This window comes from Burkholderia sp. Ax-1719 (genome assembly GCF_011753055.1).
Lineage (GTDB): Bacteria > Pseudomonadota > Gammaproteobacteria > Burkholderiales > Burkholderiaceae > Paraburkholderia.
In genome coordinates, this window is sequence record NZ_VWWJ01000022.1 from 51,005 (window position 1) to 76,098 (window position 25,094).

At 62.6% G+C, this 25,094-nt stretch carries 22 protein-coding genes; 16 read left to right on the top strand and 6 right to left on the bottom strand.

The annotated features are described in order from the left end of the window. From F3J17_RS28185 to F3J17_RS28195, 3 genes are read left to right on the top strand one after another with little or no spacing between them, the layout of a single operon-like run. Complete coding sequence (locus F3J17_RS28185; protein WP_167066995.1) at positions 1-1,275, top strand: high-affinity branched-chain amino acid ABC transporter permease LivM; 1,275 nt, start codon at positions 1-3, stop codon at positions 1,273-1,275. Then, complete coding sequence (livG, locus tag F3J17_RS28190; protein ID WP_167066998.1) at positions 1,272-2,042, top strand: high-affinity branched-chain amino acid ABC transporter ATP-binding protein LivG; 771 nt, start codon at positions 1,272-1,274, stop codon at positions 2,040-2,042. Before F3J17_RS28185 ends, livG begins: the two co-directional genes overlap by 4 nt. Further along, positions 2,042-2,743 (top strand): ABC transporter ATP-binding protein, encoded by a 702-nt coding sequence (locus F3J17_RS28195; protein WP_167067002.1) that lies wholly within the window; start codon positions 2,042-2,044, stop codon positions 2,741-2,743. Before livG ends, F3J17_RS28195 begins: the two co-directional genes overlap by 1 nt. Positions 2,744-2,846: 103 nt before the next feature. Here the strand turns inward: F3J17_RS28195 and F3J17_RS36635 are convergent, their stop codons facing one another. Continuing rightward, positions 2,847-3,494, bottom strand: a complete 648-nt coding sequence (locus F3J17_RS36635; protein WP_167067005.1) for a LuxR C-terminal-related transcriptional regulator — start codon at positions 3,492-3,494, stop codon at positions 2,847-2,849. Between the two features lie 387 nt (positions 3,495-3,881). On the opposite strand from F3J17_RS36635, the gene F3J17_RS28205 reads away from it, so the two are divergent. Then, positions 3,882-4,499 (top strand): DUF4337 domain-containing protein, encoded by a 618-nt coding sequence (locus tag F3J17_RS28205; protein ID WP_167067008.1) that lies wholly within the window; start codon positions 3,882-3,884, stop codon positions 4,497-4,499. Positions 4,500-4,542: 43 nt separating this feature from the next. Here F3J17_RS28205 and F3J17_RS28210 read toward each other — a convergent pair whose 3' ends face one another. After that, on the bottom strand, positions 4,543-5,016 hold the full coding sequence (locus F3J17_RS28210) for a hypothetical protein (protein ID WP_167067011.1): 474 nt from the start codon (positions 5,014-5,016) through the stop codon (positions 4,543-4,545). 148 nt (positions 5,017-5,164) lie between these two features. Further along, entirely contained in the window at positions 5,165-5,644 is a 480-nt protein-coding gene (locus F3J17_RS28215; protein ID WP_167067014.1) for a DUF2501 domain-containing protein, read from the bottom strand. A 287-nt stretch (positions 5,645-5,931) separates the two neighbouring features. Between F3J17_RS28215 and F3J17_RS28220 the strand changes: the two genes are divergently transcribed. Continuing rightward, the gene (locus F3J17_RS28220; RefSeq protein ID WP_167067017.1) at positions 5,932-6,384 is read left to right on the top strand and encodes a hypothetical protein; all 453 of its coding nucleotides are present in this window, start codon (positions 5,932-5,934) and stop codon (positions 6,382-6,384) included. A gap of 93 nt (positions 6,385-6,477) precedes the next feature. After that, the gene (locus F3J17_RS28225; protein WP_167067020.1) at positions 6,478-7,704 is read left to right on the top strand and encodes a transposase; all 1,227 of its coding nucleotides are present in this window, start codon (positions 6,478-6,480) and stop codon (positions 7,702-7,704) included. A gap of 271 nt (positions 7,705-7,975) precedes the next feature. On the opposite strand, the gene F3J17_RS28230 is transcribed toward F3J17_RS28225, so the two are convergent. Further along, the gene (locus tag F3J17_RS28230) at positions 7,976-9,505 is read right to left on the bottom strand and encodes a mannose-1-phosphate guanylyltransferase/mannose-6-phosphate isomerase (protein WP_167067023.1); all 1,530 of its coding nucleotides are present in this window, start codon (positions 9,503-9,505) and stop codon (positions 7,976-7,978) included. A gap of 501 nt (positions 9,506-10,006) precedes the next feature. Between F3J17_RS28230 and F3J17_RS28235 the strand changes: the two genes are divergently transcribed. From F3J17_RS28235 to F3J17_RS28280, 10 genes are all read left to right on the top strand, one after another. Then, positions 10,007-11,386, top strand: a complete 1,380-nt coding sequence (locus F3J17_RS28235) for an undecaprenyl-phosphate glucose phosphotransferase (protein WP_167067026.1) — start codon at positions 10,007-10,009, stop codon at positions 11,384-11,386. A 129-nt stretch (positions 11,387-11,515) separates the two neighbouring features. Beyond that, positions 11,516-12,940 (top strand): UDP-glucose/GDP-mannose dehydrogenase family protein, encoded by a 1,425-nt coding sequence (locus tag F3J17_RS28240; protein WP_167067029.1) that lies wholly within the window; start codon positions 11,516-11,518, stop codon positions 12,938-12,940. Positions 12,941-12,971: 31 nt separating this feature from the next. Beyond that, positions 12,972-13,421, top strand: coding sequence for a low molecular weight phosphotyrosine protein phosphatase (locus F3J17_RS28245; protein WP_167067032.1), 450 nt, complete (start codon positions 12,972-12,974; stop codon positions 13,419-13,421). Next, positions 13,418-14,593, top strand: a complete 1,176-nt coding sequence (locus F3J17_RS28250) for a polysaccharide biosynthesis/export family protein (RefSeq protein ID WP_167067035.1) — start codon at positions 13,418-13,420, stop codon at positions 14,591-14,593. The genes F3J17_RS28245 and F3J17_RS28250 overlap by 4 nt, the downstream gene beginning before the upstream one ends. Before the next feature lie 51 nt (positions 14,594-14,644). Beyond that, the gene (locus F3J17_RS28255) at positions 14,645-16,873 is read left to right on the top strand and encodes a polysaccharide biosynthesis tyrosine autokinase (protein ID WP_167067038.1); all 2,229 of its coding nucleotides are present in this window, start codon (positions 14,645-14,647) and stop codon (positions 16,871-16,873) included. Between the two features lie 17 nt (positions 16,874-16,890). Then, positions 16,891-17,817 carry a glycosyltransferase family 2 protein gene (locus tag F3J17_RS28260; protein WP_167067041.1) on the top strand — a complete coding sequence of 309 codons (927 nt, stop codon included), beginning with the start codon at positions 16,891-16,893 and terminating at the stop codon, positions 17,815-17,817. Positions 17,818-17,896: 79 nt separating this feature from the next. Then, positions 17,897-19,048 (top strand): glycosyltransferase, encoded by a 1,152-nt coding sequence (locus F3J17_RS28265; protein WP_167067044.1) that lies wholly within the window; start codon positions 17,897-17,899, stop codon positions 19,046-19,048. Between the two features lie 101 nt (positions 19,049-19,149). After that, the gene (locus F3J17_RS28270; protein WP_167067217.1) at positions 19,150-20,580 is read left to right on the top strand and encodes a glucose-6-phosphate isomerase; all 1,431 of its coding nucleotides are present in this window, start codon (positions 19,150-19,152) and stop codon (positions 20,578-20,580) included. Further along, a complete protein-coding gene (locus F3J17_RS28275) occupies positions 20,577-21,791 on the top strand; it encodes a glycosyltransferase family 4 protein (RefSeq protein ID WP_167067047.1) in 1,215 nt (404 codons plus the stop codon). Before F3J17_RS28270 ends, F3J17_RS28275 begins: the two co-directional genes overlap by 4 nt. A 52-nt stretch (positions 21,792-21,843) precedes the next feature. Continuing rightward, positions 21,844-23,001 (top strand): glycosyltransferase family 4 protein, encoded by a 1,158-nt coding sequence (locus tag F3J17_RS28280; protein WP_167067050.1) that lies wholly within the window; start codon positions 21,844-21,846, stop codon positions 22,999-23,001. 69 nt (positions 23,002-23,070) lie between these two features. Here F3J17_RS28280 and F3J17_RS28285 read toward each other — a convergent pair whose 3' ends face one another. Further along, a complete protein-coding gene (locus tag F3J17_RS28285) occupies positions 23,071-24,033 on the bottom strand; it encodes a GDP-mannose 4,6-dehydratase (RefSeq protein WP_167067053.1) in 963 nt (320 codons plus the stop codon). Further along, positions 24,020-25,063, bottom strand: coding sequence for a GDP-mannose 4,6-dehydratase (gene gmd / locus F3J17_RS28290; RefSeq protein ID WP_167067056.1), 1,044 nt, complete (start codon positions 25,061-25,063; stop codon positions 24,020-24,022). The genes F3J17_RS28285 and gmd overlap by 14 nt, the downstream gene beginning before the upstream one ends. Positions 25,064-25,094 lie beyond the last annotated feature (31 nt).

A 25,094-nucleotide genomic window follows, 5' to 3' on the forward strand; every position in this document is an offset into this window, starting at 1 on the left:
ATGAGCCAAACTGTTTCGGTTCGCGCGGCCAGCCATAGCGGCCCATCTTCGTCGCAGACGTTGAAGGGCGCGTTCGTGGCCGCCTTCGCGACCATCATTCTCACTGCGCCCATCCTTGGCTTGCAGCTTACGCTCGACGGCTATCAGGTGGTGTTGCAGCAGCACTGGCATCCGGTGTGGATTGCCGCCGCGGTGGTGTTCGTGTTCCAGCTCGTCAAGCCGATGTTTGTGCGCGCAACGAGTACGGTGAAATTGCCGAAGGCGCCGGCGCTTGGCGCGCGTCAGCAACGCATCGCGATCTGGGTGCTGCTTGCCTTCGGTCTGGTGTTCCCGTTCATCAGCTCGCGAGGCACCATCGACGTCGCCACGCTCGCGCTCATCTACGTGATTCTGGGCCTCGGCCTGAATATCGTGGTGGGCTTCGCGGGTCTGCTCGACCTGGGTTACGTGGGCTTTTACGCGGTGGGCGGCTATACGTATGCGCTGCTAAACCAGTACTTTGGCTTCACGTTCTGGGAATGTCTGCCGCTCGCGGCGCTGGCGTCGGCGACGTTCGGCTTCGTGCTGGGCTTTCCGGTGCTGCGTCTGCGCGGCGACTATCTCGCGATCGTCACGCTCGGCTTCGGCGAAATCATCCGTCTGCTGCTCAACAATCTCACGAGCATCACGGGCGGCCCGGACGGCATTTCCGGTATTCCCAAGCCCACCGTGTTCGGCTTCGAACTCGCGCGTCATGCCAGTGTGGAAGGCGCAAAAACCTTCAACGAGCTGATCGGCATCGAATACAGCGGCGAACACATGATCATCTTCCTGTACCTGCTCGCGCTGGTGCTGGTTGCGTTCACGCTGTTCGTCACGAGCCGCCTGCTGCGCATGCCGATGGGCCGCGCCTGGGAAGCGCTGCGCGAAGACGAAATCGCCTGCCGTTCGCTGGGCCTGAACCCCACGCGCATCAAGCTCTCGGCGTTCACGCTGGGCGCCTCGTTCGCGGGTCTCGCCGGTGCGTTCTTCGCCGCGCGCCAGGGTCTGGTCACGCCCGAGTCGTTCACCTTCATCGAATCGGCGCTGATTCTCGCCGTGGTGGTGCTGGGCGGCATGGGCTCGCAACTGGGCGTGGTGCTCGCCGCGATCCTGCTGACCGCGCTGCCGGAAGTCGCGCGCGGCTTTGCCGAATACCGCATGCTGATTTTCGGTCTGGTGATGGTGCTGATGATGATGTGGCGTCCGCAGGGTCTGTTGCCCGCTAGCCGTCCGCATGTGGAGTTGCCGCAATGAGTGCACAAGCGTTGTTGAAAGTGGCGGGTTTGCAGATGCGCTTCGGCGGTCTGCTGGCCGTGGACGGCATCGAGTTCGACGTGCGCCCGAATGAAGTCTTCGCCATCATCGGGCCGAACGGCGCGGGCAAGACCACGGTGTTCAACTGCGTGGGCGGCTTCTATAAGCCGACGGCGGGCGACATCGTGCTCGACGGCCACGCGATCAACGGACAGCCGAGCCACCAGGTCGCGCGTCGCGGCCTCGTGCGCACGTTCCAGAATATCCGTCTGTTCAAGCAACTGACGGTGCTCGAAAACCTCATGGTTGCGCAGCATCTGAAGGTGAACCGCAACATGCTGAGCGGCCTGTTCGCGACGCCCTCGTATCGCCGCGCCGAACGCGCCGCGCTCGAACGCGCCGCCTACTGGCTCGAACGCCTGGGCCTGAGGGACGTAGCGAATCGCGAAGCGGGCACGCTGTCATACGGCCATCAGCGCCGACTCGAAATCGCGCGCTGCATGATCACGGACCCGCGTCTGTTGATGCTCGACGAACCGGCAGCCGGTCTGAATCCGCAGGAAAAGATCGAGTTGCAGCACATGATCGATGGACTGCGCAACGAGTTCGGAATCTCCGTACTCCTGATCGAACACGATATGAGTCTGGTGATGGGCGTATCGGACCGCATCCTCGTGATGGAACACGGCAAGCCGATCATGATTGGCAAGCCTGAAGAAGTGCGCAACGACCCGCGCGTGATCAAAGCCTACCTGGGAGAGGACTGATGCTGAAGCTGGACAAGGTCCATACCCATTACGGTGCGGTGGAAGCGCTGGCGGGCGTGTCGATCGAAGTGAACAAGGGTGAGATCGTCACCCTGATCGGCAGCAACGGCGCCGGCAAGACCACGCTGATGATGACCGTGTGCGGCACGCCGCGCGCATCGTCGGGACACGTGACGTTCGAAGGTCAGGACATCACGCGCATGCCCACGCATGAAATCATGCGCCTCGGCATGGCGATCTCGCCGGAAGGCCGCCGCGTGTTCCCGAGCCTCACCGTGCTCGAAAACCTGCAGATGGGCGGCTTCTTCGCCTCGCAGCAGGACATCGACGCGGGTATCGAGCACGTCTTCAAGCTGTTTCCGCGCCTGAACCAGCGTGCGAAGCAGCGGGCGGGCACGATGTCGGGCGGCGAACAGCAGATGCTGGCGATCGGCCGTGCGCTGATGAGCAAGCCGCGTCTGCTGCTGCTCGACGAACCGACGCTCGGCCTTGCGCCGCTCGTGATCGCGCAGATTTTCGACATCATCCGCACGATCCGCGAAGAGGGCGTAACGGTGTTCCTCGTTGAGCAGAACGCGAACAAGGCGCTGCATGTGGCCGATCGCGGCTACGTGCTGGAAACCGGTCGCGTGGTGCTGGCCGATAGCGCCGACAACCTGCTCGCCAACGACGATATCAAGCGCGCCTATCTGGGCGGTTAATACCGCCCGCGGTTGAGGGTGTTGAGAGACGTTCGACGGCCCGCGCATTGCTCCCTTGAAAAAAGGGCGATTGCGCGGGCCGCTTCTATTTGTGCGCAGCGATTCAGTCGCCGCGCGCGTGCGCCAGTTGCGCAAGCTGGGCGACGAGTCGCATCAGATCGCCCTGACTCCGCGTGGCCGTTTTGGCGAAAACGTGATGAAGATGCGTGCGCACGGTCGAGGGCAGAATTCGCAGCGCAGCGGCGATATTGCGTGGATTTTCGCCATTGCCGATCTCGCAGGCGACGCGCGCCTCGGCGGGCGTGAGCGCGTAAAGCGCGATCAGGCGCTGCTCGATGCCGCGCTGTGCAGCCTGCGGGTCGATCACCATCAGCATGGCCGAGCCACGCTTTGCGCCGAGCGGCGACACCAAAACCTGAAGCGGCATGCCGCATGTCGTGCGCTCGATCAGCATGGCGCTCCCGCCGCGCATGCGTGGCCCGCCACCCGCCGCATTGGCGATCAGCGCATGGAGTCGCTGTGTGGCCGTGGGGGAATACGCCTGCAAGCCATGCGCACTTTCTCGCAAACCCGGCGGCTGCACGAGTAGCGCGGCGGCGGCGCGATTGGCGAATGTCACCTGCGCTGCGCGATCGACGATCAGCACGGCTTGCGCGAGACCGTCGAGTGCATCGAAGGCATCGAGCGCAGCAGGCGCATCAAGCGGCGCGCGGCCGGATTGTGCATCGTCAGTGGGCAGACGGCGTTGCACGCGGATTTCTCCCGCCATTGGCAAGCATCGTGGTTCACGTCGATCTGGCGACGGGCACACGCCAGAAGCGCCGCGCAGTCACGGTCGGACGGAGAGGGAAGGATGTGTCCACGCAGCAAAATTGCGCAGATTGAACCGGGCGAGGCACGTTAGCAAACGGCCTGCGCGCGCCATGCACCGCAGCATGCGCAATGCATTCTTCTATGAATAGACGATAAAACTTTCAATCAGGTTTCGAATTGATGCGTTTCTCTTTCTTCGTGTCGCGGCATTGACGGGGACTGGACAACTGGCCCCGGCTCACGATAATGGTTCGTCCCGCAAGGGGCACAACGCGATCCCATGCGTTGTGCACAGTCACTATGAGTCACACCGGAGAGTCGTTGGATGTCTGAAGAGTATGAAGTGCACGGACCGCACGATCACGCGGTCGAACATGCCGCAGCCGGCCACGGCCATGCAGCGCATGGTGCCGAAGGCGAGCGCGACCCCTTTCCGGGCCGCATGGCGGTGATGACGGCGATCCTGGCGTCGATCGGCGCGATCCTCTCGTACCAGAGCGGCAACAGCGAAAACCTCGCGCTCTATTACAAGAACGAGGCGGCGATCCACAAGACCGAAGCGGCGAATCAGTGGGCCTATTACCAGGCCAAGGGCGAGAAGCAGAATCTCGCCGAACTGGGTGCATCGCTGGCCGCGCTTGCGCCGAATGCCGCCGAAGCCCAGCGACATTTCGCCGCCGATGCCGACCGCTATCGCCAGCAGAAGGATCCGATCCGCGCGAAGGCCGAGGCGCTGGAGAAGCAGGTGCAAGCCGACGACGAGCACGCGGAACAACTGCTGCACGGTCACCATCGCTGGGCGCAGGCCACCACGCTGATCCAGATCTCGATCGCGCTCACAGCGATTACCTTGCTCACGCGCCGCAAGTGGCTGCTGCGCACCTCGGTGGGTGTTGGCGCGGCGGGTGTGGTGATGGGCGCGCTCGCGTTCTTCGCGGGCTAAGCTTGATAAGCGTGTTAAACGCGCCGCCAGACGTCATCAAACCCTAACCGCCACATACGATGGCGGTCAGCAACAGCGGCACCACGGATTTGACCGTGGCGTCGCTGTTCGCCTCGCTCACACGCGTGCGCACCGAATCTGCGGGCGCCGATACCACCACGCCGTAAAGCGGCGCCTTGATCTCTTTGCCCGCGCCGCGCCGGAACAGGTCGTCATCGCGCGCATAGCCGAGCACAACATAAATCGGAAAGCCAAACGCGCTCATGCGACTGCCCTGGGCCGGGCGGAAGGCGTTGACCGAATTGGCCTCGACCCGGCTTGGCTTCGGGTCGATGGACTTTTCTTCAATCAGCGTCGAAATAAATTCATGCGGATTCGACGTGCAATCGAAGTGCTTGTCCTGATTCTGCTGGCTCTGTTGAGGTTGCGCGCCGAGCGGCTGGCAAAAACCCAGCAGCGTCGCGAGGGCGGCGAAGGCGGCAAAGAAGGGCACCACAGGGACTCGACGCTGTTTCATGGCAGTGACGATGGCAGTAACGGCTACCGCTTGAGTTCCACTGGAATCCATTCGACACCGAAACCCCGTTCCTGTTCAAGGGGGCGGCATACAAATTGCGCACTTCTGCGCCGCGCCGCCGTCCCTTTCGATGCGATTGATGCGGCCGTTACAGCATCGACTTCGCCTGGCTCAGGATCTTGTCGCATACCTGTTTGGTGGCGGCCTGCTTGAGCCCGCTGCCGGAGAGGTCGAGCTGCTGGCCGTCGCCGGCCGTGAGAATGCCGCCCGTGCCTTTTTCGTAGCCGCTGTCGGTGGTGGAGGCGCCCCCGGGCAACTTGCTGAGTAGCGAGTCTTTCACGTTGCCGGCCGTGTCCGCGTTCAGGTAATTGTTCTTGATGCAGAACTGCAGCAGGCCCGTAACGTTGCCCATGCTGTTCGAGGTGACGGAAGAGCCGGAAAGCGAACTGCCGAGCCCGCCCAGATTGCCGAGCGCGCCCGAGGTCGAGCCGCTGCTGCCACTCTGGTTGAGCAGGTTGCCGAGTTGGGCGTGTGCGGCATGCCAGGGCGCGAGCAAGGCGGCGCTCGTGGCAGCAATAGCGGCCGCGGCGATCAACGCGCGCGTGCCGCGCGAGGTGGATGTTTGCATACGACGAATCTCCGTGAAGGCCATGGCCTTCGTACTATAGACGGATTCGTTGCGTGGCTTTTTCTGGATGGCTAGGCGCAACACGACGAAGCCTGTACAAAACCGACGTAATTCGCACGCGTCATTTGCATGCGATGCAAACAGATTTGGGCTATGAGCAAATGCTGGCAGGATGAAACATCAGCGCGCCCGACGTATTGAATGCAATTCATCGTCGTGTCATTTGTTGCGTGCACAACGGAGTTTCGGGGCTGAGTTTCGAAAAAGGACGGACCGCGACGAAATGAGTGCGCGCAGTTGAAAGCGATGCAATTGAAATAATGAAATTGCGTTGGAGCGGTAAGGGCATTCAACTCAAGAGGGAAGGCGTCAGGGTCGGTCACGCGAAGCATGAAGTAACGCGCATTAACATGCCGATACGACGCTACAGCGGCGCATCAGTTGTCTTGCAGGACGCATACGATCAAGAAAATCCCTTGCTACAAGGGTTTTTATGGCGATTCGAAGAGGGATCACGCACTGTTTTGCAAGCGCGATCGGGCATATTTCACGCCATTCAAGACGTGACTTTGTTTCTAACCGTAACACTTATTACGGCCCTCCTCATTGGCTGGTTTCAGGTGGTATGCTTCCTGCACAAATTCTCCCTTGCACGAGTGAGACCACGTTTTTTGCGTCAATACCGTGAACACGCGCACTGCCTGAGTGCAGTCGGTGACGCAAAAGAACAAGTCATATAAACATATGGTGCAACCGAGCACGCCCACGCGGACATCAAGATCCGCGAGCGAGCTCCGTCACTGCAGCCCCGGTCCGGCTGCGTGGAGAACAGCATGAATTTCGAAGAACTGAGCGACGACGAGTGGATGGTTGTGTCCTCGCTCGTATCCGATGAACCGCCTATACGGCTCAACCGACGCGGCCGCCCGCGCGCGGAGCCGCGCGTCGTGGCGAACGCCGTGCTGTGGATCTTGACGACCGGCGAGTCCTGGTCGCGCCTGCCCGCACGTTATCCGTCCGGACCGACCTGCCGCCGCCGTTTCGAGGAATGGCACGTCAGCGGCACGCTGCTTGAGCTGGTGCAATTGCTTACGCAGCGCGGCCGCAGCTTCGTCTATGTGCCTGAGCCCGCTCAGGCACAGGCTGCGTCGAGCCCGCAGGCAACGCCTGCCGTGGCCGTCGTGGTGGAGGAAACCGTCGAGGACGACGGTCTGCCCGCTGTTTACTGGAAGAGCCCGGAAGCCTGGCAGGCGCCCGCATCGCTGGCCGATGCTACGCCGCTGGCCGCCAATCCGGCCGCTAATCCAATCGAGAGCATGACGCGTCAGCTCGCCCGTCTGGACGAGGCATTGACGCAGGCCCAGCATCGCACGCCCGCCGCCAGGGCAGGGCACGCGTCGCCCATCGTGCCGCCTCAGGCCGATTCCACCGCCCACGCCGCGCGCGTCAAAGCGCCCTCGGCTGCAGCGGTGCGCACGGTCGTTCCCGAAGAAAACTTCGAGTTTTCCGATGCCACGCCGCAGGTCGAGCAGATCGCGGAATGGCGTGGCTACGTGGTTTATTTGAGCGTGGAAACCGCGCGCAGTCGCACGCATCGCGGCATGTATCGCGCGGCTGCGGAAATCCTCAAGGATGGCAAGCGTGTCGAGCGTTCGGGCCTTGTCGGCCCCGCGTTCGACGATGCCGATGCGGCGCGTCACTATGCGTTCGACTGGGCGCGTCAGTGGATTGATCGCGAAGGCCCGCATCGGTCGAGCGGTGGCATTGAGGGTATCGACGGCGTCGATATGGACCCCGAAGATAAGGATCCGGGCGTCTCGTTCGCGCGCGCCTATGCAGAAAACGGCGCCGATAATGGCGGCGTGGTCACTCGTGCAATGCCCGTCGCAACCCCGGCTTTGGCGACCGCCAGCTCGCATGTCGTCACCAACGGCGTGCGCCATGCGCCGCTGCAACGCTATACCAGCAGTGCGCTGCGCGCGCCCGGCGATAGCCGCGAGGCTTCCACTGCCAACGATCGTCATCCGCACGCTTCGCGCTATAGAACGCATCTGAGCTAGGCGGCGGCCTGCTTCATCACCGGCCGCTGCTGTCGCCCTCGCTGTCCCGCTGTTCGCTGAACGTCTCGTTGACCGTTTTTCCCGCTTCATCTTTCCGCCCCAAGGTACGCCGTCAATCGGAATCGCTTCCGTTGCGGCGCAAGCCGTGGTGTCTCCGTCCATTTCATCGGGTGCGGGGCGCTCTCATGGGCGCTCCGTCACGCACTGACTGAATGCAATCCAGCACGCGCTCAAGCCCTTGCGGGCCTGAGCGTTTGCCTGGACGTTTTCTCTATTGCCGGCCGTATACATCCTCCAGACGCACAATGTCGTCTTCGCCGAGATACGAGCCCGACTGCACCTCGATGATTTCGAGCGGCATCTTGCCCGGGTTTTCGAGTCGGTGCGCCACGCCTAGCGGGATATACGCCGATTCGTTCTCCGAAACGATGAAGCGCTCCTCTCCGCGCGTGACGAGCGCCGTGCCACGCACGACGACCCAGTGTTCGGCGCGATGATGGTGCATCTGCAACGACAGGCGCGCGCCCGGTTCGACCACGATGCGCTTGACCTGGAAGCGCTCGCCGCTATCGACGCTGTCGTAGTGACCCCACGGGCGATGCACGAGACGGTGCGCAACAGCTTCGCTGCGTTTCGCTGTTTTCAGGCGCTGGACGATTTTCTTGACGTCCTGCGCGCGTGAACGGTCGGCCACGAGCACCGCGTCTGCGGTTTCGACCACCACGAGATTGTCGGTGCCCAGGCACGCGATCAGGCGTCCGTCCGAATGTGCGAAGGTATCGTTCGCGCCTTCGAACATCACTTCGCCTTGGGCCACGTTGCCCGCATCGTCTTTCGGGGCGACCTGCCAGACCGTGTCCCACGAACCGAGATCGGTCCAACCCGCCGAAAGCGGTACCACCACGCCGCTGGCCACGGACGTATCGCCGGACAACGGTTCCATCACCGCATAGTCGATCGAGTTCGACGGCGAGCGCGCGAAGCATTCGGGATCGACGCGGAAGAAGTCGCCATCGGCCTTGCCGTGTTCGACGGCCGCCGTGCAGGCCTCGTAAATTGCGGGCTGGAAGTGGCGGATCGCTTTGAGCCACGTGGAAGCGCGCACGATAAAGATGCCGCTGTTCCACCAGTAGCGCTGCGAGGCAACGTATTGCTGTGCCAGTTCGATATAGGGCTTTTCGACAAAACCATTCAGACGACGCGCGCCATCGGGCTCCTGCGTGGCAAGCGGCTCGCCCACATGGATGTAGCCGTAGCCCGTTTCAGGGCGCGTGGGCACGATGCCCATCGTCACGATCTGGCCATTGGCCGCGTGGCGCACGCCATCGGCTACCGCGGTCTGAAACGCTTCGAGATCCGCGAGCGCATGATCCGCGGGCATCACCACCATGATGCCGTCCTGCTGCGTCGAGGTCACGGACAAGGCCGCGATCGTCAGCGCCGGCGCGGTGTCGCGCGCGAGCGGTTCGAGAATCAGGCGCGCTTCCTTACCGGCCGCGCGAACCTGATCGGCGGTCGTGAAGCGATGTTCCTCGTTGCACACGATCATGAGCTTGTCGGCGAGCGTCACGCGCTCGGCGAGGGCGTCGAGACGTCCCGCCGTATCCGCGAGCAGCGACCGCTCACCGACCAGGTTGATCATCTGCTTCGGGTATTGCTCGCGCGACAGTGGCCACAGCCGCGAACCTGCGCCGCCGGCCAGCACCACAGGACACACCTGCAGCGCATTGCGCGCATCGCCGCGCGACTCTGCCTGTTGAGCCGCGCGTGCCGAGGCCGTTGCGGAACCCGTATCCGTCATCTCGCTCTCCTGAAAGGGGTTTCGGTTAAGCGATTTGTAGCACGCTTAAAATCGCAATAAATCGAGTCGTAAAGAAGAAAACGGAAAATATTCGAATTAAATTAAAAAATGATGACCCGTCATGAATGGGTTCGAATAAAAATAAAAAGAAAAATGTCCGCTATGACCGGAATGTTGCGAAATAAATCAGAGTGTATCGGGATCGATCCGGCAAATTTTTCCGCTCAAATGATGGGGTGGAAGGCTTGCTGGACGGCCTTCCCGGCAATCGTTGCCGAAAAAATCAGACAAAAATAAGGTCGTTAGCAACGAAACATTTGGAGATACTTTTTGCCCTTGCGCTCGCAATTTTTATAGCGCTTTATTAGGGTTTATTCGGATGCGCATTAGCAGTGCCGGAGCGATTCCGGTGCAGTTCCCTGATTTCCGCAGATTCCCGTAGCCGTGGCCATGATGCAAAACGCGTGGCTGCATTTCATTTTTTTAACCGAGGTGCCGGACATGCTGAGCGTTCTAGCCAGAATTATCGACGTTGCCGCGATCGCCGCCGGCGCGCTGCTTGCAGCGGCCCTGCACCACGGACGGTTCGCCACACTCTCCGATCCGGAAAGCGTGGCGCTCGCCTTTAATTGCGTGCTGGCAATCTGGATGTTTCCCGCCTTCGGCATCTACCAGTCGTGGCGCGGCAAGTCGCTCTATGTGCTGGCGGCGCGCGTATGCGCTGCCTGGATCGCGGTGGAGTGCACGGGCATTCTGCTGAGTTTCAGCGTGCACCGTGCCGATTCGCTTTCGCGTATCTGGCTCGCGTACTGGGTGGTGGCGTCGGTGGCCTTCCTGATCGTTTCCAAGGCGCTGGTGCACATGGTGCTGCGCAGCCTGCGCCGCGAGGGCTACAACCTCAAACAGGTGGCTGTGGTGGGCGGCCCGCGTTACGCGCGCTTTCTGATCGAGCAGATGAAGAGCCGTCCGGAAGCGGGCTTCCATCCCGCACTGGTGTACGACGAAGACAGCGATGCCGATGGCGATGCGCGTCTCGACGGCGTGCCGGTCGAACGCAACCTGCAGGCGATGCTCGAATTCGTGCGCGAGCACGACGTGCGCGAACTGTGGCTCGCATTACCGATCACGAAAGAGCGCACGATTCACCGCATCGTCATGGCAATGCGCAACGATTTCGTGAACATTCGTTTTATCCCCGATGTGCGCAGCCTGTCGTTCTTCAGCCAGCCCGTGGTTGATCTGCTGGGCGTGCCAGCGATCAATCTCGCCGCTTCGCCGGTAACGGATCTGAGCGTGCTGCCCAAGCGCGTGTTCGACTTCCTGTTTGCCGGCGCGGTGCTGGTTGCGCTCTCGCCGCTGTTCGCGCTGGTGGGGCTGGCGGTGAAGCTCACGTCGCGCGGACCGGTGTTTTTCAAGCAGCGCCGCAAGGGTCTCGACGGCAACGAGTTCGAAATCTACAAGTTCCGCTCGATGAAGGTGCATGCGGAAGTCGCGGGTCAGGTGACGCAGGCGCGCCGTAACGATCCGCGCGTGACGCGCGTGGGCGCGTTCCTGCGCCGTACCAGCCTTGACGAACTGCCGCAGTTCATCAACGTGCTCAAGGGCGAGATGTCGGTGGTGGGGCCGCGTCCGCACGCGCTGGCGCACGACGACATTTATAAGGATCTCGTGCGCGGCTATATGGCGCGCTATCGCATCAAACCGGGCATTACCGGCTGGGCACAGGTCAACGGTTTCCGTGGCGAAACCGATCGTGTGGAAAAGATGCGCGACCGTGTACGTTTTGACCTGCATTACATGCAGCACTGGAGCTTCGCGCTCGATCTGCGCATCGTCGCGATGACCATGTGGAAGGGCTTCGCTGGGCAGAATGCTTACTAAGTCATACTGAATAACGCGCTGAAAAAATCGAAAGCGCATTGAATTTGCATTGAGCATACCAGGCGCGCCGCGTGCGCATGTGGCCGCGGCCCTGGTAGACACCAACAGGCAATCACATTTGAGGTGGGCATGAATCTGACGATCATTGGCAGCGGTTATGTGGGTCTCGTGACGGGCGCGTGTCTGGCCGACATCGGCAACGACGTGTTCTGTCTCGACGTGGACCAGCGCAAGATCGATCTGCTCAATCAGGGCATCGTGCCGATTCACGAGCCGGGCCTGAAGGAAATCATCGAGCGCAACGTGCGCGCGCGCCGTCTCACGTTCTCGACCGATGTGGAAGCGGCGGTCGCGCACGGCGACGTGCAGTTCATCGCCGTGGGCACGCCGCCCGACGAGGACGGTTCCGCCGACCTGCAATACGTGCTGACCGCCGCGCGCAACATCGGCCGCCTGATGAACGGCTTCAAGGTCATCGTCGATAAATCGACGGTGCCGGTGGGGACGGCGGCGCTGGTGCGCGACGCGATCGCGTCCGAGTTGCGCAAGCGCGGCGAGAACCACATGTTCTCGGTGGTTTCGAATCCGGAATTCCTCAAGGAAGGCGCGGCCGTCGATGATTTCGCGCGGCCCGACCGCATCGTGCTGGGCTGCGACGAAGACGTGCCGGGCGAGCGCGCACGCGAGCTGATGAAGCGCCTGTACGCGCCGTTCAACCGCAACCACGAACGCACGCTTTACATGGACGTGCATTCGGCGGAATTCACCAAATACGCGGCTAATGCGATGCTCGCCACGCGTATTTCATTCATGAACGAACTGGCGAATCTGGCCGATCGCGTCGGCGCGGATATCGAAGCGGTGCGCCGCGGTATCGGCTCCGATCCGCGTATTGGCTATGACTTTCTCTATGCAGGCTGCGGTTACGGCGGCTCGTGCTTCCCGAAAGACGTGAAGGCGCTGATGCGCACGGCCGAAGATTTCGGCGAACCGCTGCAGATCCTGCGCGCCGTGGAAGCGGTGAACGAAACGCAAAAGCAGGTGCTGGCGCAGAAGATCGTGACGCGCTTTGGCTCGGATCTCACGGGGCGCACGTTTGGTCTCTGGGGCCTCGCATTCAAGCCGAACACGGACGATATGCGCGAAGCGCCCAGCCGCACGCTGATCGCCGAATTGCTGGCGCGCGGCGCGCGCGTGCAGGCTTATGACCCGGTTGCGGTAAAGGAAGCGCAGCGCGTGCTGGAGATGGATCTGCAAAAGACGCCTGAGCAGCTGGAACGTCTCGTCTATGCCAATGACGCCATGGAAGCCGCTAACGGTGCGGATGCGCTGGTCGTGGCCACCGAATGGAAGGTGTTCAAGGCGCCGGATTTCGAAACGCTCAAGGCGCAGCTGAAAACGCCAATCGTCTTCGACGGCCGCAATCTGTACGAGCCGCTGTCGCTGCAGGAACTCGGCATCGAATATCACGCCGTGGGGCGCGCAAGCGCCACGCAGGCAAGCCGTGCACGCGCCGAAGCAGTAACTTCGACGCAAACGCAAGTGACTGCGTAATCGAGCAGTCGAAACGAGGAGTCACCCGTCCATGTTCAACGACGTATTGATCGTCTGCCACGCGAATGTCTGCCGCTCGCCCGCGGCGGAGCAGCTGTTTCGCGCGCGTCTTCGCGAGCGTGCGGCCAGCCATGCAGGTGCGTTTCATTCGGCGGGTCTGCGCGCACGCGAAGGCGTGGACATGGACCCGGTGATGCAACGCCTGCTCGCGGAGCGCGGTGTAGAAGTGGGCGAACATCGTTCGCGCCGCCTCACGAGCCGCCTCGTGCGTCAGGCCGACCTCGTGCTGGTCACGGAGCGCCATCAGGTCTCCGAGGTCGAGCGTATCGAACCGACCGCGCGCGGCAAGGTGTACGCGCTCGGCAATTGGGAAAACTCGGACGTCGCTGATCCGCATGGCCAGGATGAAGCCATGTATCGCGACAGTCTGGAGTTGATGGATCGTCTGGTTAAGGGATGGCTGAGCCGAATATGCCAATGAGTAAACTCAATCTGATGAGCGCGCTGGCGCTGAGTGTTTTTGTTTCCGCCTGCGCAACCGCGCCCGGTAACTACCTCGACTCGTCCAGCCTCAAGGAGCAGCCGAGCAATCAGCCGCAGAAGCAGTACGACGTGCATCTGATCGACTCGCAGCTCGTCATGCGTCAGGCGCAGGAAGCCGTGGCCGCGCAACAGCGCGAACTGCCGCCGGCGAAATACACGTCGCCGACCGACTACGTCTACCACCTCGCGCCCCAGGACATTCTGGGCGTGACGGTGTATGACCATCCGGAACTGTCCACGCCGCAAGGCTCGACGTTCTCGACGGGCGGCAACACCACGCAGACCGTGGGGCAGGCGCTCACGCAGCCATACACCAATGCGCTGTCGGGGCAGTCCGATCCGTACGGCCAGACCATCGCCAAGGACGGCACCATCTACTTCCCGTTCGTGGGCCGCGTGATGGCCGCAGGCAAGACGCCTGGCCAGTTGCGCGACCAGCTTGCTTCGGGTCTGGGTCCGTACATCAAGAATCCGCAGGTGGACGTGCGCGTGCTCGCCTACCGTAGCCAGAAAATCCAGGTGACCGGCGACGTAAAGACGCCGGGCCCGCTTTCCATGAGCGACGTGCCGCTCACGCTCGTCGACGCCATCACGCGTTCGGGCGGCAGCACCGACAACGCCGATATCAACCGCGTGCGCCTCACGCGCAACGGCAAGCTCTATGTGCTGGATGCGAACCGTATGCTCGATTCGGGCGACGCGACGCAGAACGTGATGCTTCAGGACGGCGATATCGTCAATGTGCCGGATCGTTCGGATAGCAGAGTATTCGTGATGGGCGAAGTGAAAACGCCCACCCAGACCGGCATGATCCGCGGCAAGCTGACGATTGCCGATGCGCTCACGACCGCTGGCGGCATTCTCGATACCGATGCGAATCCGCGTCAGATCTTCGTGATGCGCAATATGAAGGACAACCCGGGCGAGCCGGAGATCTACCGTCTCGACATGACCAAGCCGGACGCGATCATGCTGTCTTCGCAATTCCAGCTCAAGCCGATGGATGTCGTGTATGTCGGTACGGCGGCCTCGACGACCTTCAACCGCCTGTTGCAGCAGATTCTGCCAACGGTGCAGACGGTCTTCTACCTGAAGCAGATCACGCGCTAAGGGCGTGAGGTCTTCCCTCCCACGCAACACGATTTAATACGGGATCGAAACGTGAGCATTCAAGCCAACAGTCAGGCGGCCCCGGCGGCCCGCACAGAGGAAGAGGACGTCGTCCTCGGCCAGTTGCTGCGCGTCATCATCGACGACATCGGCTGGCTCATCGCGATCGCGGCGGTGGTGGTCGGCTGCGCCGTGTTCTACTGCTTCGTCGCCAAGCCGGTCTATACGGCGGACACGCAGGTGCGCGTCGAGCAGGCCGATTACACCTCGCAGGCACTGACGCAAACGCAGTCGGGCGCCAACATCACGAGCGGCCAGCAGGGCTCCCTGCCGACCGATGCGGAAATCCAGATGATCCAGAGCCGCAGCGTGCTCGAACCGGTCGTCAAGCAGTTCAAGCTGAACTTCACGGTTTCGCCGGTCACGTTGCCGGTGGTCGGCAGCCTCGCGGCGCGTCTGGCGACGCCGGGCACGCCGTCGCATCCGTGGTTCGGTCTGGGCAGCTACGCATGGGGCGGCGAAGTCGCCAACGTGGATTCGATCGAAGTGTCGCCCGAGCTTGAAGGCAAGAAGCTCACGATGACTGCCCTCGACGACAACCGCTTCGTGATTTCCGGCCCGGATGGCGGGCGTCTGGTGGAAGGCACGGTGGGCCAGCAGGTGCAGGGCGGCGGCGTCACGATGCTCGTGAGCGAGCTGAAGGCACGCCCCGGCACGCGCTTCACGGTGGTCCGCATGAACGATCTGGACGCCGTCACGGGCTTCCAGAACGCGGTCAAGGTGCAGGAGCAGGGCAAGCAGACGGGCGTGATCGATATCTCGCTCGAAGACAACGATCCGGATCACGCTGCCCAGGTGGCGAATGCAGTCGCAGAATCGTATCTGCGTGAACACGTCGCCACCAAGCAGGCCGATGCAAGCAAGATGCTCGACTTCCTGCGCAGCGAGCAGCCACGCCTGAAGTCGGACCTTGAAAATGCCGAAGCTGCGCTCACCGCGTATCAAAGCAAGTCGGGCTCGATCAACGCCAGCGATGAAGCAAAGATCTATCTGGACGGCAGCGTGCAGTACGAGCAGCAGATTTCCGCGCTGCAATTGCAGATCGCTTCGCTGCAACAACGTTTTGGCGACCAGCATCCGGTGCTGATCGCGGCGCGCCAGCAGCTCGCGCAACTCCAGGGCGAGCGCGCCAAATACGACACCAAGTTCCGCGATCTGCCGGCCACCGAAGTGAAGGCCGTGCAGTTGCAACGCGACGCAAAGGTGGCGGAAGACATCTACGTGCTGCTGCTCAACCGTATCCAGGAGCTCTCTGTGCAGCGTGTGGGCACGGGCGGCAACGTGCATATCGTCGATCCGGCGATGCGTCCGGGCAAGCCGTCGAAGCCGAAGAAGCTGCTGATCATTTCGGCGGCTACGATGCTTGGCCTGATTCTGGGTACCGGCTTCGTGCTGATGCGCCGGAACATGTTCAAGGGCATCGTCGATCCGGACGTCATCGAGCGCAATTTCCAGCTGCCGGTCTATGGTCTCGTACCCCTTTCGCCGGAACAGGCGGTACTGGAAAAGCGTGCGCCGGTGCGTGGCGGTACGCGTCTGCGTGAAGTGCTCGCCAACGCTGCGCCGAAGGACCTCACGGTCGAAAGCCTGCGTTCGCTGCGCACTTCGCTGCAGTTCAGCGTGATGGACGCGCGCAATCATGTGGTGGCGCTGACCGGTTCGGTGCCGGGCGTCGGCAAGAGCTTTCTGACTGCGAATCTGGCGGTGCTGCTGGCGCACTCGGGCAAGCGCGTGCTGATGATCGACGGCGATATGCGCCGCGGCGCGCTCGAACGCTATCTGGGCGGCCCGCAGGAAAACGGCTTTTCCGAGCTGCTTTCTGGGCAGATTGCGCTGGACGAGGCGATTCGCGGCACCGAAGTGGATAACCTGCAATTCATTTCGTGCGGCCGCCGTCCGCCGAATCCGTCTGAATTGCTGATGTCGCCGCGCCTGGGCCAATACCTCGAAGGCCTCGCCAAGCGCTACGACATTTTGCTGATCGACACGCCGCCAGTGCTGGCCGTGACCGATGCCGCCATCATCGGCGGCCACGCGGGATCGACCTTCGTGGTGCTGCGCTCGGGCATGCATACGGAAGGCGAGATCGCCGATACGCTCAAGCGTCTGCGTAATGCGGGCGTGCGCGTGACGGGCGGTGTTTTCAACGGCGTGCCGGCGCGTGCGCGCGGCAGCTACGGCTATGGCTACGACGCGGTGCAGGAATACCTGAGCGCCTGATGAAGGAGGAACACGCGATGAAAGTGACCGTGCTCGTGCCGACGTATCGGCGTCCTGAGGATCTTGCGCGTTGTCTGTCCGCGCTGCTGTGCCAGCAGCGCGCACCCGACCAGATCGTGGTGGTGGCGCGTGCCGACGATGCGATTACGCATGCCTGTCTCGCCGAACACGTCACGCCGCGCGTGCTGAACGTGGACGTGGCGACGGTGGAAGAGCCGGGTCAGGTGGCTGCGCTCAATCGCGGTCTGGAAGCGGCGACGGGCGACGTGATCGCCATCACCGACGATGATGCTGCGCCGCGCGCCGACTGGGTGGCGCGCATCGCCGCGCATTTCGAGTCAGATGCGAAACTCGGCGCGCTGGGTGGCCGCGACTGGGTGCATGAGGAAGGCCGCATTCTCGACGGCGAGCGTGAACTGGTGGGTCGCGTGCAGCGGACCGGGCGCATCGTCGGCAATCATCATCTGGGCGTTGGCGAGGCGCGTGAAGTCGATCTGCTCAAAGGCGCGAATATGAGCTACCGGCGCGCGGCGATCGGCGATCTGCGTTTTGACCGCCGTTTGCGCGGCACTGGCGCACAGACCCACAACGATATGGCCTTCAGCATGGGCGTGAAGCGTGCGGGCTGGAAGCTCGTGTACGACCCGCTCGTGGCCGTCGATCACTATCCCGCACCGCGCCCCGGAGAAGATCCGCGCAACGCACAGACGCTCGCTTCGATCCGCAATGGCGCATTCAATTTCCACCTGATCCTGCGCGGCCATCTTGCGCCAATGCACCGAGAAACCGCCTGGTGGTGGTGGGCGCTGGTGGGCACGCGCGTTTATCCAGGCTTGTTGCTGACGGGTTTGAGCGCAGTGCGCTCAGGCTCGGCAGGCGCGGCGTTCGCGCGCTGGCGCGCGGTACGCGGCGGCGCGCGTGAGGCGCGCCGCGCGATGGCGTAAAAAAGATCGCCAGAAGTTTTCGCTTGCGCGTCGATGAAATGATCGACGCGAGCGCACACGAATTTACGGAGGACCCCGAATGAGCAGTACGAACGTCCACGTGCACCTGTTTTACGGCGCGGATCCGCGCCACTATCGTAAAGGCGAGAATATCGGCTCGCTGTATGGCTATCATCACGCGGAATCGTCGGAATTCGCGCTGAATTACGCGCAGGACGCACGCGAAGGCAAGCCGGTGCGTTTCGTGCGCCGTGCGCTCAAGGCGGCGCTTGGTTTCGATTTCATTCACGCATGGCGTAACCGTGAAGCCATGCTCAATTCGGATGTGATCTGGACGCATACGGAACAGGAGCATCTGGCCGTGGCGCTCGTGCTGCTGATGCAGGCGAAAAAGGGCGGAGCGCGTCCGCTGCTGCTCGCGCAAAGCGTCTGGTTGCTCGACCGCTGGCCGGGCTATGGCGGCCTGCGTCGTGCCTTCTACAAACGGCTGCTCGCGCGGGCCGATCGTCTCACCACGCTCGCGAGTGAAAACGCAGCGCTCTGCAAACAGTTTTTCGGCCGCGCGGCTACGCCGCTGCTTTACGGCCTGAATACCACCGATTTCCCGCTGTGCCCGCCCTCGCACTGGAAGCCGCATACGCCCGTGCGTGTGGCTGCCATCGGCAACGACCGCGACCGCGACTGGACCACGCTCGTGGCTGCCTTGCGCGACGATGCGCGCTACGAGGTGCGTATCGCCACGCGCCGTCGCATGCCCGCCTCCGCGCGCGCTGCCAACGTGGAGATCGTGCGCGTATCCGGCATCCAGCAACAGCATGCGCTCTATGACTGGGCCGATATCATCGTCGTGCCGCTGCGCCCCAATACGCACGCTTCGGGCATCACCGTGATGCTGGAAGCGGCCGCGCTCGGCAAGCCGATGATCGTCACGAAAGTGGGCGCGCTCGACGATTATTTCGACGACAAAGCCGCGTTCTATATCGAGCCTTTCAACGCGCAGCAATTGCGCGAGGCTGTTGACGCGCTGGTGGCAGCTCCCGCACGCACGCTGGCGCAGGCGCGCGAGGCCTGCGAGCAATTGAGCACGCGCGATCTCACTACGGAGAACTACGCGCGCCAGCACGCGCAACTCACGCGCGAAATGCTGCTCGAACGCGATCCGCGTACGCAGCCCGCTACGCCCGCAGCGATGGCGGCGAGCGCTACCGGCCAGATGCCGCGCGGGATGTGATCATGCGTGCGCCGTCCACCTTTCCCGGCTCCATGCCGCCTCCCGGTCCCGCTGCAGCGCCAGCGACGCAGCCTGCGCCGAAATCGGGCCTGCGTCGCGCGATGGGCCGCGATACGCTGCCGGTCATCGCGCTGTGGACGCTGACCGGGCTCCTGATCCTCGCGCATCAGGGCTCGGTGCTTACGCTCGCGTTTCCTGCACTGGCCATCGCTACGGGACTGTGGCTCTATTTTGTGAATCCGGTGCGCTATATCGGCTTCATGTGGTGGCTGTGGTTCCTGAGCCCCGAAGTGCGCCGTCTCGCCGATTACGGCAAGGGCGGCTTTACGCCCACCAGCCTGATTCAGGTCGCGCCGCTCGCGGTGACGATGATCAGCGGGCTCTCACTGCTGCGCTATTACCCCGTGCTTGCGCAGCGTCGTGGTCTGCCGCTGCTGCTCGCCTTGCTTGGCATCGGCTATGGCTTCGTGGTGGGTGTGGTCGCCAACGGGCCGGCCGCCGCCGTGTTCGATCTGGCGAACTGGGTCTATCCGCTGCTGATCGGATTCCACATTATGGTGCTCACGCGCAATTACGAGGAAACCCGCGACACCATCGTCAATACCTTCATCTACGGCATGTTCGTGATGGGCGCGTATGGTCTGGTGCAGTTTTTCATCATGCCGCCGTGGGACGCGATGTGGATGATCGGCTCCGATATGAATTCGCAGGGCGACCCCGTTCCGCTCGGCGTGCGCGTGTTCAGCACGATGAACTCTTCGGGGCCGTTCGCCTTCGCCATGATGGGCGCGATGGTGCTGGTGATGGCCGCGAAGCATCGCGTGCGCTGGATCGCGGCGGCATTCGGCTTCTTCTCGTTCGCGCTTTCGCTGGTGCGTTCGACCTGGGGCGGCTGGGCAATCGCCATGGTGATCCAGCTGATGAAGTCGAGCAACAAGGTGCGCCTGCGCATCATTGTGAGCGCTTTCGTGCTGGCGGGCGTGTGCGTACCGCTGCTGACGTTCGGACCGGTCGCCGACCGCATGCAGCAACGCCTGAACACGCTCGTGAATCTGAGCGACGACCAGAGCTACGAAGCGCGTAACCAGTTTTACGCCGATTTCGCCAAAACCGCCTTCACCGATGTGACGGGCGAGGGCCTGGGCGCAACCGGCGCATCGACCAAGCTGTCCAGCAGTAACGGCCAGCTCGGCCAGTACGGCAGTTTCGATAGCGGCGTGATGAACATTCCGTTCGTGCTCGGCTGGCCAGGCACGCTGATGTACATGTCGGGCGTGCTGTGGCTGCTCGCGCGCGCGGTGCGCGTGGCGCTGCGCATGCCCGAGGACCGCTACGTCTGCGCATGTCTGAGCCTGATGGTCTCGATCTTCGCGATGCTGGTGTTCACCAATTCGCTGGTGGGCACGGGCGGTCTGCTGCTGTTTTCCAGTGTTTTTTCCATTCTCAGCGCGGGGCATTGGCGCAGGATGACGCGGCGTCAGGCCAGCGCCATCACTCCAGACACTACCCCGACTACGGAGGTCTCCGATTGAGAGTCGCAATCGTCACGCATGTGGTGCGCCATAACGACGGCCAGGGGCGCGTCAACCATGAAATCGCGCGCGCGGCGCTCGACGAAGGTTTCGAAGTCACGCTGGTGGCTTCGCATGTCGCGCCCGAACTGCTCGTCCATCCCAAGGTGAAATGGGTGCGCGTGCAACCATCAAAGCTCTGGCCCACCAACCTGTTGCGTCAGCAGGTGTTCGCGCTCAAGAGTGCGCTGTGGCTCAAGAGTCATCGCAGTGAATACGACGTGCTGCACGTCAACGGCTTCATTACGTGGGCGCAAGCCGATGTCAATAGCGCGCACTTCGTGCACGGCGGCTGGGCGCGCAGCAAGTATTACCCGTTTGGCCTTACGCGTGGCGTGTGGTCTGCCTACCAGTTCATCTATACGCGTGCGAACGCGGTGCTGGAGCGCTGGGCATATCGTCGCTCGCGTGTGATCGCAGCGGTGTCGCGCAAGGTGGCGGACGAGATCATTGCTTCCGGCGGCAACCCGATCGAACGCGTGGACGTGATCTATAACGGCGTGGATACGCGCGGCTTCTCCGGTGCAACGCCCGATCGCGCGAAGTTCAAGCTACCCGCCGATAAATTCCTGCTGCTGTTCGTAGGCGATCTACGCACGCCGCGCAAGAATCTAGGCACCGTTCTGCATGCGCTCAAACAATTGCCCGAGCATGTGCATCTGGCGGTGGCCGGCTATCTGCCGGGCAGCCCCTATCCGGAGATGGCGCGCGAACTGGGCATCGATTCGCGCGTGCACTTTCTCGGCCTCGTGCGCGAGATGCCGGTGCTGATGAGCAGCGTCGACAGCTACGTGTTTCCTTCGCGCTACGAAGCAATGAGCCTATCGCTTCTGGAAGCGATGGCGGCGGGATTGCCGGTGGTGACGGCGCGCACGGCAGGCGGCGCGGAAATCATCACGCCCGATTGCGGCATCGTGCTGGAAGACCCGGATGACGCCACGGCGCTCGCAGGCGCAATCAAACAACTCGCCGACGATACGCCGCGCCGTGTTGCGATGGGCGAGGCCGCGGCGGAACTGGCCTGCGGTTTCGGCTGGGCGCGCATGGCGGAGCAATACATCGCGCTTTACCGCGAACTGGCGGGTGAAGCCGGCGCGACAGTGCGCAGCGACGCGTCCACACTCTCGCCGCTTTCGGGCGGCCAGCCTCTGCCGCGAGCAGAGACAACCTGATACTTCTATCGCCCGCACGGGTGCATAACAAGTTGCATAAAAAGGAATCGCGATGACGAAACATTCCATCCATTCGCTACAGATCGGCATGCACTGGTTCCCGGAGCGCGCTGGCGGTCTCGATCGCATGTATTACTCGCTCGTGGGCGCGCTGCCTGGCGCGGGCGTGCAGGTGCGCGGCGTCGTGGCTGGTTCGCCCAAGGTGGCGGAGGATAGCGGCGGCGCGATTCAGGGCTTCGGCTCGGCGGCACGTGCGTTGCCTTTCCGCTTGATGGACGCGCGTCGCGCCTTGCGCAGCGAAATCCGCCGCCATCGCCCCGATGTGATTTCGTCGCATTTCGCGCTGTATACCTTCCCGGGCCTCGACGTCACGCGCGGCATTCCGCAGGTCTCGCACTTCCAGGGACCGTGGGCCGACGAGAGTTTCGTTGAAGGCGCGGCCACCTTGAGTCAGCGCATCAAGCACTCGCTGGAACAATCGGTGTACGAACGATCGTCGCGACTGATCGTGTTGTCGAAGGCCTTCGGCGATATTCTGACGAAGCGCTACGCGATCTCGCCCGAGCGCGTGCGCATCGTGCCGGGTTGCGTGGATACGGCGCATTTCGATCCGGCCTGCTCGCAAGGCGAGGCGCGTCTGCGTCTGCAATTGCCGCAGAATCGCCCGATCGTACTGGCGGTACGTCGCCTCGTGCGCCGCATGGGTCTGGAAGATCTGATCGATGCAGTGAAGCAGGTCAAGCAGCGTCACCCGGACATTCTGTTGCTGATCGCAGGCCGTGGCCGCCTGGAGGCGGAATTGCAGCAGCGTATCGATGCAGCCGATCTCACCGATAACGTCAAGCTGTTGGGCTTCGTGCCTGACGCGCATCTGCCTTCGCTTTATCGCGCCGCTACGCTGAGCGTGGTGCCGACCGTGGCGCTCGAAGGTTTCGGCCTTATTACGGTGGAGTCGCTTTCCGCGGGGACGCCGGTGCTGGTCACGCCCGTGGGCGGTCTGCCCGAAGCAGTAGCCGGTCTCTCGCCGGATCTGGTGTTGCCGGAAACCGGCGCGGCGGCCATTGCCGAAGGCATCGATGCGGCGCTCTCGGGCCGTATCAAGCTGCCCGATGAAGAGGCATGCAAGGCCTACGCACGCGAGCATTTCGATAACGCCGTGATCGCGCGTCGCGTGGCCGATGTTTACGCCGAAGCCATTGCCGCGCACTAACGCGAATCGCGTGCTCAAATGAAATCGCCGCCCAAACGGGCGGCGATTCAATAAACAGGCAAGCAGGATTTAAAGAGGACGCAGACGTTCGCGTGCTTCCTCATACATCCAGCGCAGCGTTTCTTCAATCGACGTGCGCTCGCCTTCGCCTACCAAAGTGCGCAGTTTCGCATTCGAGCCAACGAGATGGCGCACTTCGTTGGCGCGCACGAAACGCGGATCGACTTTCACTTCGATGGCATAGCCTGCAATGCGCGAGAGCGTCGCCAGCAATTCGCCGAGCGTCCACCCCATGCCCGAACAGACGTTGACAGTCTTGCCGCGCGGTGCGACTTCAATGAGCTTTGCGTAAGCATCGACCACATCGCGTACATCGGAAAAGTCGCGGCTCACCTCGATATTGCCGAGCGAAATCGTGCGATCGCCGCGTGCGTAATGCTCGACGATCTTGGGCAGCAGGAAATCGGTGCTCTGGCCCACGCCCGTGTAATTGAACGGGCGCGCAATTACAAGCGGCAATTGCGCGTTCCAGCGCTTCGCCACATATTCCATCGCGAGCTTGCTCACGGCGTAATCGTTGGCGGGTTGCGGCGCAACCGTCTCGTCGATCACGCCTGGCGTGACGTTGCCATAGACGTTCGCGCTGCTGGCGACCAGCACTGCGCGCGGCACATGGCGCTGTTGCGCGAGCGTGTCCAGCAGATTGCGCGTGCCGACCACATTGACGACATAGGTACGCGCAACATCGTCATCGGCAACATTGGCGACTGCCGCGAGATGCACCACCACGTCGGGCCGCGCTGTTTCCACCGCGTGCGCGAGCGCTTCGCGGTCGAGCAGATCGGCGGCGAGCGGCGTGGCGTTACCCGGCAGATCGCCGATGTTGTCGGCTTCACCCGCGCGCACGGTGCCCCAGACCTGGTAGCCATCCGCAGCGAGGCGGGCCGCCATATAGCGGCCCGTGAAGCCATTCACGCCGGTGATGAGCGCGCGCGGCGCCGAGGCCGCGCTGGAAGAATCAGAACGTGTCATGTCGTTCGTTGCGTGCAAGGTCTGCCGTCACCATCATCTGGCAGAGCTGTTCAAGCGAGGTTTGCGGTTCCCAGCCGAGTTTGCTGCGCGCCTTGTCGGCGTTGCCGATCAGCAGTTCGACTTCGGCGGGGCGGTAAAAACGCGGGCTCACGCGCACCAGCGTGCGGCCCGTCGAGATATCCACGCCCGTTTCGCGTTCGGCGCGGCCCGACCATTCGAGCTGGTAACCGGCGGCGGCGAAGGCCATCGTCACGAAATCGCGCACGGTTTCGGTACGGCCAGTCGCGAGGACATAGGTATCCGGATCGTTGGCCTGCAGCATGCGCCACATGCCTTCGACGTATTCCGAAGCGTAACCCCAGTCGCGCTTTGCGTCCAGATTGCCGAGTTCCAGCACGCTTTGCTTGCCGAGCTTGATTTTGGCGACGGCATCGGTAATTTTGCGCGTGACGAATTCACGTCCGCGCAGCGGCGATTCGTGATTGAAGAGAATGCCGCTGGTCGCGAAGATATCGTAGGACTCGCGGTAATTGATGGTCGACCAGTGCGCGAACAGCTTGGCGATACCGTATGGGCTGCGCGGATAAAAGGGCGTGTCTTCGCGTTGCGGCACGGCCTGCACCTTGCCGAACATTTCGGACGTGGACGCCTGATAGAAACGCGTACGCGGATTGATCACGCGAATCGCTTCGAGCAGATTGAGCGCGCCGATGCCGGTGACTTCGGCCGTGGTGACGGGCTGATCGAATGAAACGCCCACGAAGCTTTGCGCGGCGAGGTTGTAGATTTCGCCGGCCTGGGCGCGTTCGAGCAGGCGAATCGTCGAGCCGGCATCGGTGAGATCGTGTTCGACGAGTTCGAGCGACGGATGATCGGTGACGCCCAGTTCGTTCATGCGCCAGAAGTTGACCGAACTGGTGCGGCGGTAGGTGCCGATTACCTGGTAGCCCTTGTCGAGCAGCAGTTTGGTCAGATACGCGCCGTCCTGGCCGGATACGCCGGTGATGATCGCTTTGCGTCGTTCGTTCATGGTTGTGCCTTTGAAGGTGCGAACATAAGGT

Bases quoted from the DNA above. Each gene is read 5' to 3' on its own strand.
- F3J17_RS28225 (WP_167067020.1), top strand. From the start codon at position 6,478: ATGAATTTCGAAGAACTGAGCGACGACGAGTGGATGGTTGTGTCCTCG.
- F3J17_RS28280 (WP_167067050.1), top strand. From the start codon at position 21,844: ATGACGAAACATTCCATCCATTCGCTACAGATCGGCATGCACTGGTTC.
- F3J17_RS28250 (WP_167067035.1), top strand. From the start codon at position 13,418: ATGAGTAAACTCAATCTGATGAGCGCGCTGGCGCTGAGTGTTTTTGTT.
- F3J17_RS28215 (WP_167067014.1), bottom strand. From the start codon at position 5,644: ATGCAAACATCCACCTCGCGCGGCACGCGCGCGTTGATCGCCGCGGCC.
- gmd (WP_167067056.1), bottom strand. From the start codon at position 25,063: ATGAACGAACGACGCAAAGCGATCATCACCGGCGTATCCGGCCAGGAC.
- livG (WP_167066998.1), top strand. From the start codon at position 1,272: ATGAGTGCACAAGCGTTGTTGAAAGTGGCGGGTTTGCAGATGCGCTTC.
- F3J17_RS28230 (WP_167067023.1), bottom strand. From the start codon at position 9,505: ATGACGGATACGGGTTCCGCAACGGCCTCGGCACGCGCGGCTCAACAG.
- F3J17_RS28205 (WP_167067008.1), top strand. From the start codon at position 3,882: ATGTCTGAAGAGTATGAAGTGCACGGACCGCACGATCACGCGGTCGAA.
- F3J17_RS28265 (WP_167067044.1), top strand. From the start codon at position 17,897: ATGAGCAGTACGAACGTCCACGTGCACCTGTTTTACGGCGCGGATCCG.
- F3J17_RS28195 (WP_167067002.1), top strand. From the start codon at position 2,042: ATGCTGAAGCTGGACAAGGTCCATACCCATTACGGTGCGGTGGAAGCG.
- F3J17_RS28270 (WP_167067217.1), top strand. From the start codon at position 19,150: ATGGGCCGCGATACGCTGCCGGTCATCGCGCTGTGGACGCTGACCGGG.
- F3J17_RS28210 (WP_167067011.1), bottom strand. From the start codon at position 5,016: ATGAAACAGCGTCGAGTCCCTGTGGTGCCCTTCTTTGCCGCCTTCGCC.
- F3J17_RS28285 (WP_167067053.1), bottom strand. From the start codon at position 24,033: ATGACACGTTCTGATTCTTCCAGCGCGGCCTCGGCGCCGCGCGCGCTC.
- F3J17_RS28240 (WP_167067029.1), top strand. From the start codon at position 11,516: ATGAATCTGACGATCATTGGCAGCGGTTATGTGGGTCTCGTGACGGGC.
- F3J17_RS28185 (WP_167066995.1), top strand. From the start codon at position 1: ATGAGCCAAACTGTTTCGGTTCGCGCGGCCAGCCATAGCGGCCCATCT.
- F3J17_RS28245 (WP_167067032.1), top strand. From the start codon at position 12,972: ATGTTCAACGACGTATTGATCGTCTGCCACGCGAATGTCTGCCGCTCG.
- F3J17_RS28260 (WP_167067041.1), top strand. From the start codon at position 16,891: ATGAAAGTGACCGTGCTCGTGCCGACGTATCGGCGTCCTGAGGATCTT.
- F3J17_RS28235 (WP_167067026.1), top strand. From the start codon at position 10,007: ATGCTGAGCGTTCTAGCCAGAATTATCGACGTTGCCGCGATCGCCGCC.